The organism is Devosia sp. 2618, from assembly GCF_040546815.1.
Classification (GTDB): domain Bacteria; phylum Pseudomonadota; class Alphaproteobacteria; order Rhizobiales; family Devosiaceae; genus Devosia.
Map to the genome: position 1 here is coordinate 61011 of NZ_JBEPOO010000001.1, position 13126 is coordinate 74136.

16 protein-coding genes are annotated in these 13126 nt (G+C 60.7%); 5 read left to right on the forward strand and 11 right to left on the reverse strand.

Annotation, left to right across the window (positions count from 1 at the left end):
• Positions 1-2: 2 nt before the first annotated feature.
• Entirely contained in the window at positions 3-1043 is a 1041-nt protein-coding gene (locus ABIE28_RS00300) for a DUF3298 domain-containing protein (protein ID WP_354059057.1), read from the forward strand.
• On the opposite strand, the gene ABIE28_RS00305 is transcribed toward ABIE28_RS00300, so the two are convergent.
• Both ABIE28_RS00305 and ABIE28_RS00310 read right to left on the reverse strand, forming a co-directional pair.
• Positions 1044-1340, reverse strand: coding sequence for a GNAT family N-acetyltransferase (locus ABIE28_RS00305; RefSeq protein WP_354059059.1), 297 nt, complete (start codon positions 1338-1340; stop codon positions 1044-1046).
• Positions 1341-1400: 60 nt separating this feature from the next.
• Positions 1401-2102 (reverse strand): DedA family protein, encoded by a 702-nt coding sequence (locus tag ABIE28_RS00310; RefSeq protein ID WP_354059061.1) that lies wholly within the window; start codon positions 2100-2102, stop codon positions 1401-1403.
• A 103-nt stretch (positions 2103-2205) separates the two neighbouring features.
• Here ABIE28_RS00310 and ABIE28_RS00315 point away from each other — a divergent pair, with 103 nt between their 5' ends.
• Positions 2206-2601: a RidA family protein gene (locus ABIE28_RS00315; protein WP_354059063.1), complete on the forward strand. Its 396-nt coding sequence runs from the start codon at positions 2206-2208 to the stop codon at positions 2599-2601.
• 142 nt (positions 2602-2743) lie between these two features.
• On the opposite strand, the gene ABIE28_RS00320 is transcribed toward ABIE28_RS00315, so the two are convergent.
• The 3 genes from ABIE28_RS00320 to ABIE28_RS00330 all read right to left on the reverse strand — a co-directional run bounded on the left by ABIE28_RS00320 (position 2744) and on the right by ABIE28_RS00330 (position 4879).
• A complete protein-coding gene (locus ABIE28_RS00320) occupies positions 2744-3595 on the reverse strand; it encodes a fumarylacetoacetate hydrolase family protein (RefSeq protein WP_354059065.1) in 852 nt (283 codons plus the stop codon).
• An 87-nt stretch (positions 3596-3682) separates the two neighbouring features.
• Positions 3683-4117, reverse strand: a complete 435-nt coding sequence (locus ABIE28_RS00325) for an RbsD/FucU family protein (protein WP_354059067.1) — start codon at positions 4115-4117, stop codon at positions 3683-3685.
• A 12-nt stretch (positions 4118-4129) separates the two neighbouring features.
• Positions 4130-4879 (reverse strand): GntR family transcriptional regulator, encoded by a 750-nt coding sequence (locus tag ABIE28_RS00330; protein WP_354059069.1) that lies wholly within the window; start codon positions 4877-4879, stop codon positions 4130-4132.
• 125 nt (positions 4880-5004) lie between these two features.
• Here ABIE28_RS00330 and ABIE28_RS00335 point away from each other — a divergent pair, with 125 nt between their 5' ends.
• Both ABIE28_RS00335 and ABIE28_RS00340 read left to right on the forward strand, forming a co-directional pair.
• Positions 5005-6555: a UxaA family hydrolase gene (locus ABIE28_RS00335; protein ID WP_502913345.1), complete on the forward strand. Its 1551-nt coding sequence runs from the start codon at positions 5005-5007 to the stop codon at positions 6553-6555.
• Positions 6555-6875, forward strand: coding sequence for a TfoX/Sxy family protein (locus ABIE28_RS00340; RefSeq protein ID WP_354059071.1), 321 nt, complete (start codon positions 6555-6557; stop codon positions 6873-6875). The genes ABIE28_RS00335 and ABIE28_RS00340 overlap by 1 nt, the downstream gene beginning before the upstream one ends.
• 28 nt (positions 6876-6903) lie before the next feature.
• Here the strand turns inward: ABIE28_RS00340 and ABIE28_RS00345 are convergent, their stop codons facing one another.
• From ABIE28_RS00345 to ABIE28_RS00355, 3 genes are all read right to left on the reverse strand, one after another.
• Complete coding sequence (locus tag ABIE28_RS00345) at positions 6904-7536, reverse strand: class I SAM-dependent methyltransferase (RefSeq protein WP_354059073.1); 633 nt, start codon at positions 7534-7536, stop codon at positions 6904-6906.
• A 7-nt stretch (positions 7537-7543) separates the two neighbouring features.
• Positions 7544-8632 (reverse strand): sensor histidine kinase, encoded by a 1089-nt coding sequence (locus ABIE28_RS00350; RefSeq protein ID WP_354059075.1) that lies wholly within the window; start codon positions 8630-8632, stop codon positions 7544-7546.
• A gap of 69 nt (positions 8633-8701) precedes the next feature.
• Positions 8702-9616 (reverse strand): SMP-30/gluconolactonase/LRE family protein, encoded by a 915-nt coding sequence (locus ABIE28_RS00355; RefSeq protein WP_354059077.1) that lies wholly within the window; start codon positions 9614-9616, stop codon positions 8702-8704.
• A gap of 415 nt (positions 9617-10031) precedes the next feature.
• Here ABIE28_RS00355 and ABIE28_RS00360 point away from each other — a divergent pair, with 415 nt between their 5' ends.
• Complete coding sequence (locus ABIE28_RS00360; protein ID WP_354059079.1) at positions 10032-11222, forward strand: alpha-hydroxy acid oxidase; 1191 nt, start codon at positions 10032-10034, stop codon at positions 11220-11222.
• A gap of 154 nt (positions 11223-11376) precedes the next feature.
• Here ABIE28_RS00360 and ABIE28_RS00365 read toward each other — a convergent pair whose 3' ends face one another.
• From ABIE28_RS00365 to ABIE28_RS00375, 3 genes are read right to left on the reverse strand one after another with little or no spacing between them, the layout of a single operon-like run.
• Complete coding sequence (locus tag ABIE28_RS00365) at positions 11377-12177, reverse strand: anti-sigma factor family protein (RefSeq protein ID WP_354059081.1); 801 nt, start codon at positions 12175-12177, stop codon at positions 11377-11379.
• Complete coding sequence (locus tag ABIE28_RS00370) at positions 12174-12680, reverse strand: sigma-70 family RNA polymerase sigma factor (protein ID WP_354059083.1); 507 nt, start codon at positions 12678-12680, stop codon at positions 12174-12176. The genes ABIE28_RS00365 and ABIE28_RS00370 overlap by 4 nt, the downstream gene beginning before the upstream one ends.
• A 15-nt stretch (positions 12681-12695) precedes the next feature.
• A complete protein-coding gene (locus ABIE28_RS00375) occupies positions 12696-13088 on the reverse strand; it encodes a COG4315 family predicted lipoprotein (protein WP_354059085.1) in 393 nt (130 codons plus the stop codon).
• Between the last annotated feature and the right edge of the window lie 38 nt (positions 13089-13126).

The window sequence follows — 13126 nt, forward strand, 5'->3', positions numbered from 1 at the left end:
TAATGCTTGTGTCGCGCATTCTTGCACCGGCTTTTCTGCTCGGGCTTTTCATCGTTCCGGCTTCGGCTGCCAGTTTTGATTGCAGCAAGGCCGGCACGCCGTTCGAGCATGCCATCTGCGATTTTGGTGACTTGTCCCTCGCCGATGGTGTGCTGGCCAAGACGTTCGCGACGGCCATTGGGGGGCTGTCCAAGGATGCCGAGGCTGCCATGCGCACGGATCAGCGCAACTGGCTGAGCTATGTGCAGCGTGTTTGCACCGATGATGCCAAGCCCATGACCACGCGCCGCTATGACGAGAAGGGCGGCGTGTGCCTCGTTGAAAAATTCGAAGCGCGCAGCAAGGCGCTTGAGGCCAGCCGGATGCTGGGTGGGCATCGGTTCTTTGTGCAGTCGGCTTACAATGCCTTGCCCGATCCCAATGAAGTCGATGATCCGCAATCCTATTGGAAAGTGGCGGGACGCGAAGCGATCTTTCCCCAGCTCGATGGCGACGATCCGCTGGCCAAGGATTTCAACGCCTTTGTTCTGGCCAATGCTGGCCAGCAGATGCTCGACGCCGTCGCGGCCGAGCCAGATGAGTTCAATGCATCGAGCGACAGCCAATCGACGGTGTTTGTCAAAGACGTTGCCGGGGCGAACCGCATTTCGCTGCAGTACAACTCATTCGCCTATTTCCACGGTGCGGCGCATGGCGAGTGGGGCATCAGCTACCTGCACTATCTCGTGCCCGAGAATCGCGAAGTGGTCGCAAGCGACGTGTTTGCTGGTGACGCCTGGGAAAAGACGCTGACCGACTTCGCCTGGGAGCAACTGCAAGCCGATCATGCCGACTGGCTGCAGGTCGATGACTCCAAGGACATTGCCAACATCGTGGTCGATCCGAGCCGCTGGAGCTTTGACAATGATTATGGGCTGACCATCCAGTTCCAGCCCTATGAAGTGGCGCCCTATGCCTATGGCGCCCCGACCATCATCGTGCCCTGGGAAAAGCTCGATGACGTCGCTGCCAAGGGACGGGATCAGGTGCGCTACGGCTTCTGATCAGGCGCGCAGATCTGACCATTCGGGGTGGCGCCGAAACTGCGCCACCACATAGGAGCACACCGGCGTAATCTTGAAGCCCTGTTCGCGGGCCTCGGTGATGGCCTTGTTGACCAGTTTGGCGGCAATGCCCTGGCCTTCATATTCGCGCGGCACGCCGGTGTGATCGATGGTGATGGTGCCGTCAGCGGCCGTGCTGAAGGTCATTTCCGCATCAAAGCCAGGCGCCAAATGGATCACGTAGCGGCCACGGCTGGCGCCATCTTCGCGGATAACGGTGTGTTCGGTATCGGACATCGAATGCTCTCTCCTTGTCCACTCAATGTGGGCAAGGCCGAGCGTCGCCGCAAGCCGTGATCAGTGGGCGGCGTCCTGTTTGCCCCAACGCGCCTGAATGGAGCGGCCAAAGCCACCCAGCCAGGGTGCGAAAAACAGCAGGATGCGGCGGTGGTAGTGCAGCAGCATGAACAATGCGACCAGCACCAGCGTACCCACGACAATCACCAGCTCCAGCGACAGGCCAATAGATTTCAGCCACGCTGTCAGCAACATGCCGGGCAGGATGTGCGCGGCAGCCCAAACGAAGGCCGAGCTGACATTGATGATGGTGAAGTGGCTGTATTTCATGCCCATGATGCCGGCGACGCCGGGAATGACGGCCTTCACGCCAGGAATGAAGCGGCCAATGAACACGGCCTTGCCGCCATGGCGGGCGAAGAACTGTTCGCCGCGATCAATCAGGTCCTTATGATTGCGAAACGGCCAGACCTCCTTGATGGAGTCCTTGAGGAAGTGGCCGATGGTGTAGGACAGCGCGTCGCCGATAATGGCGCCGATCACGGCTGCGAAATAGACCTCCCAGAACGGCAGGCGCCCTTCGGCGATGATGCCGCCGGCCAGCAGAAGCACGGGGGTCGAGGGGATGAACAGGCCGACGATGAACACGGCTTCGCCGATGGCGACGGCAAAGATGAACCAGAAGGTCAGCCAGAAATTGCCCGAAATCGTGTTGAGAAAATGTTCGAGATAGGCAGAAACAGTATGGAAGATGTCGAACATGACTGGCGTTCTCGTAGCGCAACAGGGCTCAATGCGTGTTGGGCCGTTGACTTATGGCTGTGCGCGCGTTGAGGCTCAAGCACTATCACGAGAGAGTATGACTATGAGTGAGTTACTTTATCACATGATCGCGTCCGGCCCCCGCCCCGTTGCGCCGTTCTCGCACGCGGTGGAAGCCGATGGCTGGGTGTTTCTCACCGGCCAGATGCCGACCGACCCGCAGGCCCCCGATGCGCCACTGCCCGAAGGCGTCGAGGAGCAGACGGTGCGGGTGATGGAGAATTTAAAGGTCGTATTGGGCGGGATCGGGCTGGGGCTCGAGCATGTCACGATGGCGCGGATTTATCTGACGCAGTTCGAGCGCGACTATGCGGCGCTCAATGCGTTGTGGCCGAGTTTTTTCGAAGCGGGGAAACTGCCGGCGCGGACGACGATCGGGGTGACGGCGCTGGCGGTGGGGGCGCTGGTCGAGATCGATCTGGTGGCGCGGCGGGGGTAAGATTTTCTTACCTCTCCCTTTGGGGGAGAGGTCGGAGCGTAGCGACGGGTGAGGGGGCCTTTTCCAACTGAGTATCTTGGGAACCCCCTCGCCCGCCCCTAAGAGGGGACGACCTCTCCCCCAAGGGAGAGGTGAAGGCAGATCAGGCCGAGTAGGCCTTCACGTTCTGGGTCTGCTCGCCGAGGCCTTCGATGCCGAGGCGCATGACGTTGCCGGGCTTGAGCCAGACTGGATTTGGCTTGATGCCCATGCCGACGCCGGGAGGGGTGCCGGTGGAGATGATGTCGCCGGGCTGCAGGCTCATGAACTGGCTGACATAGGAGACGACAGTGGCGACGCTGAAGATCATCGTCTTGGTCGAGCCGTTCTGGTAGCGGTGACCGTCCACTTCGAGCCACATGGCCAGGTTCTGCGGGTCGGCAACTTCGTCCTTGGTGACAACCCATGGGCCGATCGGGCCAAACGTGTCGCTGCCTTTGCCCTTGTCCCAGGTGCCGCCGCGCTCGGTCTGGAAGTGGCGCTCGGACACGTCGTTGATCAGGCAATAGCCGGCAACGTGGTTGAGAGCGTCGGCTTCGTCGACGTAACGGGCTTCGGTGCCGATCACGATGCCAAGTTCGACTTCCCAGTCCGGCTTGATCGAGTTCTTTGGAATGATCACGTCGTCATTGGGGCCGATGATGGCGCTGGTGGCCTTCATGAAGATGATGGGCTCTTCAGGGATTGGCGAACCGGTTTCGGCAGCGTGGTCGGCATAGTTGAGGCCGATGCAGATGAACTTGCCCACATTGGCAACGCAGGGGCCGATACGCTGGCCGGCGTCGAGCTTTGGCAGCACGCCGATATCGGTGGCGCGGATTTTGGCCAGGCCTTCTGGGGTCAGCGTGTGGCCGCCGATATCGCCGACAATGCCGGAAAGATCACGGATCGAGCCGTCTTCAGCCAGGATAGCAGGCTTTTCTGCGCCCTTGGCGCCAATGCGGAGCAATTTCATATGCGTTCAGTCCCTTTTGCCGTTGAGCATGGCAATAGCCGCTAACATGTTAGTCTGTCGAGGGCGACCTTGGTTCAATCGGTTCGGTTACGCGTCGGGGCGGATGACACCCTTTTTGAGCAGGATGTTGCCATAGAGACGACGCTCGCCGGTCTGAATGATGGCATAGCCAGTCTTGACGCGGTCGTAGAAGGCAAAGCGTTCCATCGAGGTCAGGGCCTGCTTTGGCTCGTGACGGGTGATGATCTTTTCGAACTCATCCATGATCGGCTCGCGCTTGCCGGCATTGCCGACGACCTGCATGCAGATCGCAGCTTCATCGACGAAATCGTCGAGCGGCATAAGCATCAAAATGGCGTCGAGCACATCTGTGGCGCTGATGCCATCGAGCCGGACGAGTGCCGGGCCGGCCGCGTCCGCTGGGTAGTTGGCATCAACGATGGTGATTTCATCGCCATGGCCCATGGCGCGCAGAATGCCGAGCAGGTCGGGTCCGAGAATTGGGGGGATATTCTTGAGCATGGATCGGCCTCCTTAGCCGAACGGGAAACTGTCGCTGTCGGGGCCCAGTTGGGCGCCATCGGCAAACATGGTGGGGTGCTCGCGGGCAAAGGCAAAGAGTTCGACCATGACCGCGTCGATATGGGCGCGAATGGCACGGTTCGCCTTGCCTTGGTCCTGCGCCAGAATGCCGTCGAAAATCTGCTGATGTTCGGCGATGGTCAGGGCCAGGCGGCGCGGCGTGATGATCAGGCGACGGGCCCGGTCGAGATTGGAGCGCGCCGAATCGATGATGTTCTTGATCTTGCTGAACCGCATCGAGCGATAGATGATGTCATGAAACTCGATGTCGATCTGGTGGAAGGTTTCGGCATCGTCGCGTTCGGCCGCTTCGCGCTGGGCGGCCATATTGGCGTGCAGCGCCTCGATCAGGCTGGCATCGTGGCTGCCAATCAAAACGCGCAGGGCCTCTGACTCGAGGCCTTTGCGGATCAGCATATATTCGCGGACGTCGGCAATGCGCACCAGCGAGACGGTTGAGCCGCGCTGCGGCGCGATGTCTACAAGGCCTTCGATCTGCAGGCGCGCCAGGGCTTCGCTGACTGGAAAGCGCGACACGCCGAGCTGTTCGCAGATGGCGGATTTGTCGATGATGCTGCCCGGCGGCAGGGCAAGCGAGACGATGGCATTGCGGATCGCGGTGGTCACTTCGGCGGTGACGCTGCCACGGGCAAGCGTCGTTGGTCTCACCAGAAAAGAGTAGGGACTTTCTATCGCTGTCATGCTAACATGTTAGTTAGTGCCGTGGTGCTTTACAACGCCCATCGCTGCCAGTTGCGGGCGCAATCTGGCGGCAAATGGAGCGGGCGTAAAGCGAAGTTGAGACCATACCCCCCGAAAGTCACCCAATGTCTGAAACTATGACCCGCCCACAGGGCCGTACGCTTGTGCTGAATGCCGCCGACAACATCGCTGTGGCGCTGGCAAATCTGGAAGTGGGGAGCGAAACCCCGCAAGGCGTCAACATCGTGCGCCGTGTTCCCAAGGGCCACAAGTTTGCCATCCGCCCGATTGGCGCGGGTGAGGCGGTGCTCAAATTTGGGCAGATCATCGGGTTCGCCAAGGAAAACATCGTGCCGGGCGACTGGGTGCACGAGCACAATTGCGGCATGGGTGGCGCTGATGGCACGCTCAAGCACGACTATGCCTTTGCCGAAGGCGCGATTGCCCCTGAAATGGTGCCGCTGGACCAGCGCGCCACGTTCCAGGGCTATCGCCGGGCCAATGGCAAGGTCGGCACGCGCAACTATATCGGCATCCTGACCTCGGTGAACTGTTCAGCGACTGTCGCTAAATTCGTCGCCGAGGCGATCAATCGTTCGGGCCTGCTCTATGACTATCCAGAGATCGACGGCGTGGTGCCTTTCGTGCACGGCACGGGCTGCGGCATGGAAAGCCGGGGCGAGGGCTTTGATATCCTCAAGCGCACGCAGTGGGGCTATACGTCCAACCCCAATCTGGGCGCGGCACTACTGGTCGGCCTCGGTTGCGAAGTGTTCCAGATCGGCCGCATGAAGGAAATGTATGGCATTGAGGAAGGCGAGACCTTCCAGACCATGACCATCCAGGAGCGTGGCGGCACCAAGAAAATGATCGAATGGGGTGTCGAGAAGGTCAAGGAAATGCTGCCCATTGCTGCTGCCGCACGGCGCGAGACGGTGGATGCATCGCACCTGACGCTGGCGCTGCAATGCGGTGGTTCGGACGGCTATTCGGGCATTACGGCCAACCCGGCGCTGGGTTATGCGGCCGACATTCTCGTGCGCAATGGCGGCACCGCCATCCTTAGCGAAACGCCGGAAATCTATGGTGCGGAACATCTGCTGACGCGCCGCGCTGTGAGCCGTGAAGTGGGCGAGAAGCTGATCAGCCGCATCCACTGGTGGGAAGACTATACCCAGCGCAACCATGGCGAGATGAACAACAATCCATCTCCCGGCAACAAGCTGGGTGGTCTCACCACCATTTTGGAAAAGTCGCTGGGTGCAGCGGCCAAGGGCGGCACAACGCCGCTGACGGCCGTCTATGAATATGCAGAGCCGGTCACCGAAAAGGGCTTTGTGTTCATGGACACGCCCGGTTTTGATCCAGTGTCGGCAACGGGGCAGGTCGCCGGTGGCGCCAACCTGCTGGCGTTCACGACCGGCCGTGGCTCGGCCTATGGCTGCAAGCCAGTGCCGTCGATGAAGCTGGCGACGAACTCGGACATGTATGCCCGCATGACCGACGACATGGACATCAATTGCGGTGACATCGTCGAGGGCGTTTCGATCGAGGACAAGGGTCAACAGATTTTCGACATGCTGATCGAGATCGCTTCGGGCAAGCACACCAAGTCGGAAGACCTCGGCTATGGCGACAATGAATTTGTGCCATGGCAGGTCGGGGCGACGATGTAGTGAGCTCTCAAAGGAGCACCATCGACTATATTATCGAACAGGTCGAGGCGGCAGGTCGACTGTCGTCTCGGCTGATGTTTGGCGAATATGCGCTCTATTGCGATGGCAAGATCGTCGCCTATGTGTGCGACGATCAGTTCTATATCAAGCCGACCGATGCTGGCCGCGCCTATCTTGGCGAAATCACCGAGGGGCATCCCTATCCGGGGTCGAAACCCTATTTTCTGATTGAGGGTGACCGCTGGGACGACAGCGATTGGCTGACGGAACTGGTGCGGGTGACGGCGGCGGAACTGCCGGTTCCCAAGGCGAAGAAGTAGAGTTTGTTCGGGGGTATCCAAGCAAAATCTACTTCAGCCGATACACATTGCCGACCCTCGAAACGTCGGACTCCCCCACGTCCCCCACGGCATAACTTGCCACAAGCTCCAATCGGTCGACGGGCAAATCCCGCCTGTCCGGGTCGCCGATCAGCACATCAATTCCGGCGGCGCGGCAGCTCGTGAGGAAGGGCAGCATCAGCGTCGCGATTTCGGGATTGTAGAAAACGTCTCCGGCCAGGATCAGGTCGATGTCGGTTGGCGGCAGGCCTATGATATCCAAATCCAATAGGCTGACTTCAACGCCATTCGCCGCCGCGTTGAGTGCGATGGCAGCGCGGCCGTGTGGGTCGCGTTCTGCGGCAGACGCTATTGCGCCAGACCGGGCGGCCGCTATGGCGACAAGGCCCGAACCTGCGCCGAGATCGAGAACGCGTCTACCAGCGACCAGTTCGGAGTGACCCATAATATACTGCGCCAGTGCCAACCCGCCGGCCCAGGTGAAGGCCCAATAGGGCGGTGGTGGGTCAGCGTCTTTTGGATCGGCCAGCCGCGATAGGCGGCTGCGCTCATGGGCCAGATAGAGGCTGATCGTCGGCAGGGTGAGTAGCGGCCTGAGTTCCAGATTCTGCGTGATGAAGGCAGATATGTCCTGGGTCATGGTCGCGTCAGGCGACGCCCGGCTCGGCATTGGCGCGGGCGAACAGGATTGAGACCTTGACGCCATCACCGGGCGTTGAATCGACGCTGATCTTGGCCTTGGCGTTCTGCTCGAGCGAGTGCACGATCAGCGCGCTGAGCTTGCCCGGCTTGGGCCAGGTCGCGCCATTGCTCAGACCCACACCGTCATCGGAAATGATGACGCGGCATCCGGTTTCATCCACCAGCGAGCGGACGGTGATGGTGCCGCCGTCGCGGCCAACGAAGGCGTATTTGAGCGCATTGGTCAGCAGTTCGTTGACCACGAGGCCCGCCGGCATGGCGACGTTGACCGACACCGGCCAGGTATCGACCTGCATGTTGAGGCGGATGCCTTCTGTGGCGTGAGCAGCCATGACGGCGGATGCCACCTGGCTGATATAGATGCCCAGATCAACGCTTTCGCTGGCGCCATCCTCTGACAGCGATTGATAAAGCAAAGCCAGCGAGCTGATGCGCCCGGCAAGTCGCTGGAAGGCCTGCGAATGAATATCGTCGGTGACATTGCGCGCTTCGAGGCGGATCAGCGCGGTGATCATCTGCAGGTTGTTTTTGACGCGGTGCTGCAGCTCGCGCAGCAGCGTGTCCTTTTCCTGCACCTGGGTCTTGAGATCTGCGTCGTCTTCATCGCCGCGGGATGTAGTCGCGGCCAAGGCCACCAGCCGGAAAGTCGGTTTTCCGTCTTCATCTTCGATGACATTGGACCAGGCATCGACGGTGATTTCGCCCTCTTCGCGCTGAATGAGGAAGGTGCCGATATAGTCATCTCGCAGGGCAACTGCCTGGCTCAGAAGCTCTCCGTCTTCCTTGGCAACCGCGTTCGGCGGCAGTACAGCCCATGGCTTACCCTGCAACTGGGCTGCAGGCTTGCCGATCAGGCGCTCGAACTCGAAATTGGCATAGGCCAGCCGTTCCTGTGGCGCGAGTTCGGCTACAGCGATCCCGAAGGGCACATGATCCAGAAACTGCTTGAAGCGATCACTCTCGAGAGCGTCGGCAAGGTTTGGGGTATCTAGCAGCTCCTCAACGGGAGCCGCCTCGCTGTCATTGGTGGTCAAAACGCGATGTCCGGTCGTTAAGTCTTTGCGGTAACCTTATCAGGTTTGCCACTTGTGACCTAACGATTGCTAGGGGCGCTGCAGGCCCCGGGCGCTGACATAGGTCGCCATCACGTATTGGCTGCAGGTGATGAACAACCGATTGCGGCGTGGGCCGCCGAAGACGACGTTCGAGGTTTTAGCGCCCGTCTTGATGCGGCCGAGCAGGGCGCCGGCTGGATTGTAGACGTTCACGCCCAGCCCGGCGCTGGTCCAGACATTGCCTTCGGTATCGAGGCGGAAGCCATCGGGCAGGCCGGAATCGACGTCGGTGAAGAGGCGCGGATTGCCGAGGCGGTCATTGTTGACGCTGAACTGACGGATATGGGCAGGCCAATCGGGATCGTGGCTTTGGCCGGTGTCGGAGACGTAGAGGATGGATTCATCGGGCGAGAAGGCCAGGCCATTGGGCTTGGCGAAATCATCGGCGACGACGGTCAGCGAGCCATCGGCGGGATCGAAGCGATAAACGTAGCATCCAGCCTGTTCCGGCTCGGACTTATAGCCTTCGTAATCGGTCAGGATGCCGTAGGTGGGGTCGGTGAACCAGATCGTGCCGTCGGATTTGACCACGATATCGTTGGGGGAATTGAGGCGCTTGCCCTGATAGCTGTCGACCAGCGTCGTGACACTGCCATCCCATTCGGTGCGCAACACGGCGCGGGCACCATGCGAGCATGACAGCAGACGACCTTGCAGGTCGCGGGTGTTGCCGTTGACGTAGTTGGACGGTGTGCGGAAGGTGGTGACGCCCAGATCGGGAACCCATTTGAGCATGCGATTGTTGGGAATATCGCTCCAGACCAGGAAATTGCCATCCCCAAACCAGACCGGGCCTTCTGCCCAGCGGCAGCCATCGTAAAGCACTTCAAGAGGCGCTATGCCGATGGCAAGATCGTAAAATTTCTTGTCGATGTATTCGAGCGCTTCGCCGCCGATGGTCATTGTTGTTCCTCCCGGTCTTTCAGGCATATGACGAGAACGCCAGAGCAGTGACAAGGGGCCAGTCCGTGCGGTTGTTCGCCTTATCCCCACTGAATGGTGGGGTTGTATGATGCTCCCATTGCCCACGCCAGAGCGCGATCATGACGAGTGGTTGGCGTGGGGACTGCCGGGGGTGGAGGGTCGCCTTCACCGCGCGGGTGAAATGTGTGCTGCCACGGTCTGCGATATGGCCTGCCATGCCCGACCCGCGAAAAACCCCGGTGTGATGGCGAGGCCCTGTCTCTCTCATTCACTTCTACATTCGAGACATCGGCCTCGCCATCACAGCTCATTGCCCGGGATCCGGAGGGCTTTCGCACGTCGCATTGACGACTAACATGTTAGTTGCTAGGGCAAGGCGAACTGGAGCGCAATCATGGCCGCACTCGATAAGATCCTGACCGTCGACGAGATGAAGACCAAGGCGCGGCGCAGCGTGCCCAAGATGTTCTTCGAATATGCGGATTCGGGCAGCTATACCGAAGGCACCTATCGCGAGAACGAGAGTGACTTCAACAAGATCAAGCTCAAGCAAAAGGTTGCGGTGAACCTTGAGGGACGCAACCTCAAGACCACCATGCTGGGCAAGGAAATCTCGATGCCCATCGCTATCGCCCCGGCAGCGACAGGCGGCATGCAGGTTGCGGACGGTGAGATCAAGGCGGCCAAGGCAGCCGAGAAATTCGGGATTCCCTTCACGCTCTCAACCATGGCCGTGTGTTCCATCGAGGACATCGCCGAAAACACCACGGCGCCGTTCTGGTTTCAGCTCTATGTGATGCGCGACCGCGATTTCATCGAGCGGTTGATCGACCGCGCCAAGGCAGCCAAATGCTCGGCTTTGGTGCTGACGATGGATCTGCAAATCCTGGGGCAGCGGCACAAGGACATCCATAACGGGCTTTCCACCCCGCCCAAGTTCAATGCCTATTCGGTATGGCAGATGATGCAGCACCCGCTGTGGTGCGCGCGCATGCTGGGCACCAAGCGGCACACATTCCGCAATATCGTGGGCCATGTAAGCGGTGATCACGATCTGGCATCGCTGTCGGCCTGGACGGCGAGCCAGTTCGATCCGACGCTGAACTGGGCCGATATTGCCTGGGTCAAGAAGCGCTTTGGCGGTCCAGTCATCGTCAAGGGCGTGCTCGACGCCGATGATGCGCGGTCGGCGGTGCAGCATGGGGCCGATGCCATTGTTGTGTCCAACCATGGTGGGCGTCAGCTCGATGGCGCGCCATCGACGATCCGCGTGCTGCCCGAAATCGTCGACGCGGTGGGCAAACAGACCGAGGTCTATCTCGATAGCGGCATTCGCTCGGGGCAGGACTTGATCAAGGCGCTGGCCTATGGCGCCAAGAGCACGTTTATCGGCCGTCCGATGTTGTACGGGCTGGGCGCCGGTGGCGAGGCCGGGGTGACCCGCGTGCTCGACATCATGCGCAAGGAACTCGATACGACGATGGCCCTGTGCGGCGAACGCGACATTCTCAATGTCGGACCGCACAATATCTATTCGAACGACATTCCGGTGCGGAACGCGCCGGTTTCTTCACCTCGCCCCTGAGGGGAGAGGTCGACCCGAAGGGTCGGGTGAGGGGTTAGGTGTTTGGCTAACACACAATGCGTCAGCCGACGTCTGAACCCCTCACCCTAACCCTCTCCCCTTAGGGGAGAGGGGACTGGATCGTGTGCGCACGGATCAGGTGGCACACGTCAAACTACCCCCGATAGCGGCTGGCCGTCACATCGCCTTCGGTCAGTTGTGAATAGACCGCCTGCGACACCGCCTTCATCCGCTCCGCGGGCAGAGTGCCGACCACGGTGCAGGTGATGCGGGCATTGGCCCAGTAGAAGGCCTCGGCGCCATCGTAATTGGCCAGCTGGTAGGCTGGCTGTCGATCGGGCAAAGCGGCGGTCACGTAGATGGTGACGCGCTCTTTTTCGGCATTTTCATACATCAGCTGTGCGGCGCGGCCACCAGCATTTTCGCTGCCCGGCAGCAGCCGCCCACCGACCAGGGTGAAGCCTTCGGCGTTGAGGTCGGGCATCCCCAGATTGGTATCGAGGCGGTTGGAGAGCCAGGTGCTCAAGTGCTCGCTGTCGTCGCCACCGACTTCGACGGCATGGCGATTTTCGGCGACATAGACCTGATGGGCATTGACCGCGTCGGCAATCAGCGTTGCGCTGGCGGGGCGGCTGTCGAACAGCGTGCGGGCAAACCATCCACCGCCAAGGCCAAGCCCGATCAGCAGCACCGCAGCGACAGCCCAACCCCTCGAACGTGTGCGGCGGCGGCCCAGTTCGGCAGCAATGCGGGTGGCGCGCAGGCGGGCAGGGACAGGCTCAGCGCCCGCGGGAGCAAACAGGGTGCGCATGGCGTCGTTCTGGCGCTGCATCAGCGCGACGTCATCAGCGGCGTCTGCATTGTTGGCGAGGTGGGCCTCGATGGCCGTGCGTTCAGCGTCGGACAATTGACCATCAGCATAGGTCATCAGCATGTCGCGGGTAATCTCGCTCATTTGACGGTCCTTAGATGCGGTTCGGCCGGAGCGCCGGTGAGGAGGCGCAGGGTGGCGCGGGCGCGCCCCAAACGGCTCATCAGCGTGCCGATGGGAACTTTGAGAATATCGGCGGCCTCCTGATAGGGCAGGCCTTCGAGGGCAACAAGCAACAAGGCTTCCTTCTGTTCGGGCGGCAATGCGTCGATGGCGCGGGCCATTTCCGCAAGGGCGAGATGGCCGTGCTGGGGCGCGGGTATTGCGAGTTCGGGAACATGGTCGAGGTCGACAACCGTGCCGCGCCGTTGCGAGGCGCGCAGCGCGTTGCGATAGAGGTTGAGCAGAATGGTGAAAAGCCAGGCGCGGACCGGCCCAGTGGGGCGAAACAGTCCGCGTCTGGCAATGGCGCGTTCTAGGCAATCCTGCACCAGATCATCGGCGAGATCGACATTGCGCGTCAGCGCCCGGGCATAACGCCTGAGGGCCGGCACGCAGGCTTCAACCTCGCCCAGGAAATCGCTCAAGATAGGGCCTTTGGCTTATTCGACAGCAAGATGCCAGACGCCGCCAACGCCGTCACCGGTGATGTCGCCGGGAGCCTTGTCGTTTTTCCAGAGATAGAGTGGCCAGCCCTTATAGGCCCACATTTTGGTGCCATCGGTGCGGTCGACGAGGGTGAATTCACCGTCGGGCTTGGCCGACGCATCGGCAATGGCGGGCGGCCAGTTGACGGCGCATTGCTCGTAGCAATTGGTGACGCCCGGCGCGTCCTTGTCATAGATGTAGAGCGTCATGTCCGTAGCGTCGGTCAGCACGGACTTGCCGCCGATTTCGGTCGATTTGACCGCGCCGCCGACATAGTCTTCGGCAAAGGCGGGCATGGCCAGAAATGCCAGCGCGGCAGCACCAGCAAGAATTGAGCGATATTTCATGGAAACTATCCTCCGGATTGTCGGGCCGTCGATGCGGT

Bases quoted from the DNA above. Each gene is read 5' to 3' on its own strand.
- ABIE28_RS00325 (WP_354059067.1), bottom strand. From the start codon at position 4,117: ATGCTCAAGAATATCCCCCCAATTCTCGGACCCGACCTGCTCGGCATT.
- ABIE28_RS00320 (WP_354059065.1), bottom strand. From the start codon at position 3,595: ATGAAATTGCTCCGCATTGGCGCCAAGGGCGCAGAAAAGCCTGCTATC.
- ABIE28_RS00305 (WP_354059059.1), bottom strand. From the start codon at position 1,340: ATGTCCGATACCGAACACACCGTTATCCGCGAAGATGGCGCCAGCCGT.
- ABIE28_RS00330 (WP_354059069.1), bottom strand. From the start codon at position 4,879: ATGACAGCGATAGAAAGTCCCTACTCTTTTCTGGTGAGACCAACGACG.
- ABIE28_RS00315 (WP_354059063.1), top strand. From the start codon at position 2,206: ATGAGTGAGTTACTTTATCACATGATCGCGTCCGGCCCCCGCCCCGTT.
- ABIE28_RS00365 (WP_354059081.1), bottom strand. From the start codon at position 12,177: ATGAGCGAGATTACCCGCGACATGCTGATGACCTATGCTGATGGTCAA.
- ABIE28_RS00355 (WP_354059077.1), bottom strand. From the start codon at position 9,616: ATGACCATCGGCGGCGAAGCGCTCGAATACATCGACAAGAAATTTTAC.
- ABIE28_RS00360 (WP_354059079.1), top strand. From the start codon at position 10,032: ATGGCCGCACTCGATAAGATCCTGACCGTCGACGAGATGAAGACCAAG.
- ABIE28_RS00310 (WP_354059061.1), bottom strand. From the start codon at position 2,102: ATGTTCGACATCTTCCATACTGTTTCTGCCTATCTCGAACATTTTCTC.
- ABIE28_RS00345 (WP_354059073.1), bottom strand. From the start codon at position 7,536: ATGACCCAGGACATATCTGCCTTCATCACGCAGAATCTGGAACTCAGG.
- ABIE28_RS00375 (WP_354059085.1), bottom strand. From the start codon at position 13,088: ATGAAATATCGCTCAATTCTTGCTGGTGCTGCCGCGCTGGCATTTCTG.
- ABIE28_RS00300 (WP_354059057.1), top strand. From the start codon at position 3: ATGCTTGTGTCGCGCATTCTTGCACCGGCTTTTCTGCTCGGGCTTTTC.
- ABIE28_RS00335 (WP_502913345.1), top strand. From the start codon at position 5,005: ATGTCTGAAACTATGACCCGCCCACAGGGCCGTACGCTTGTGCTGAAT.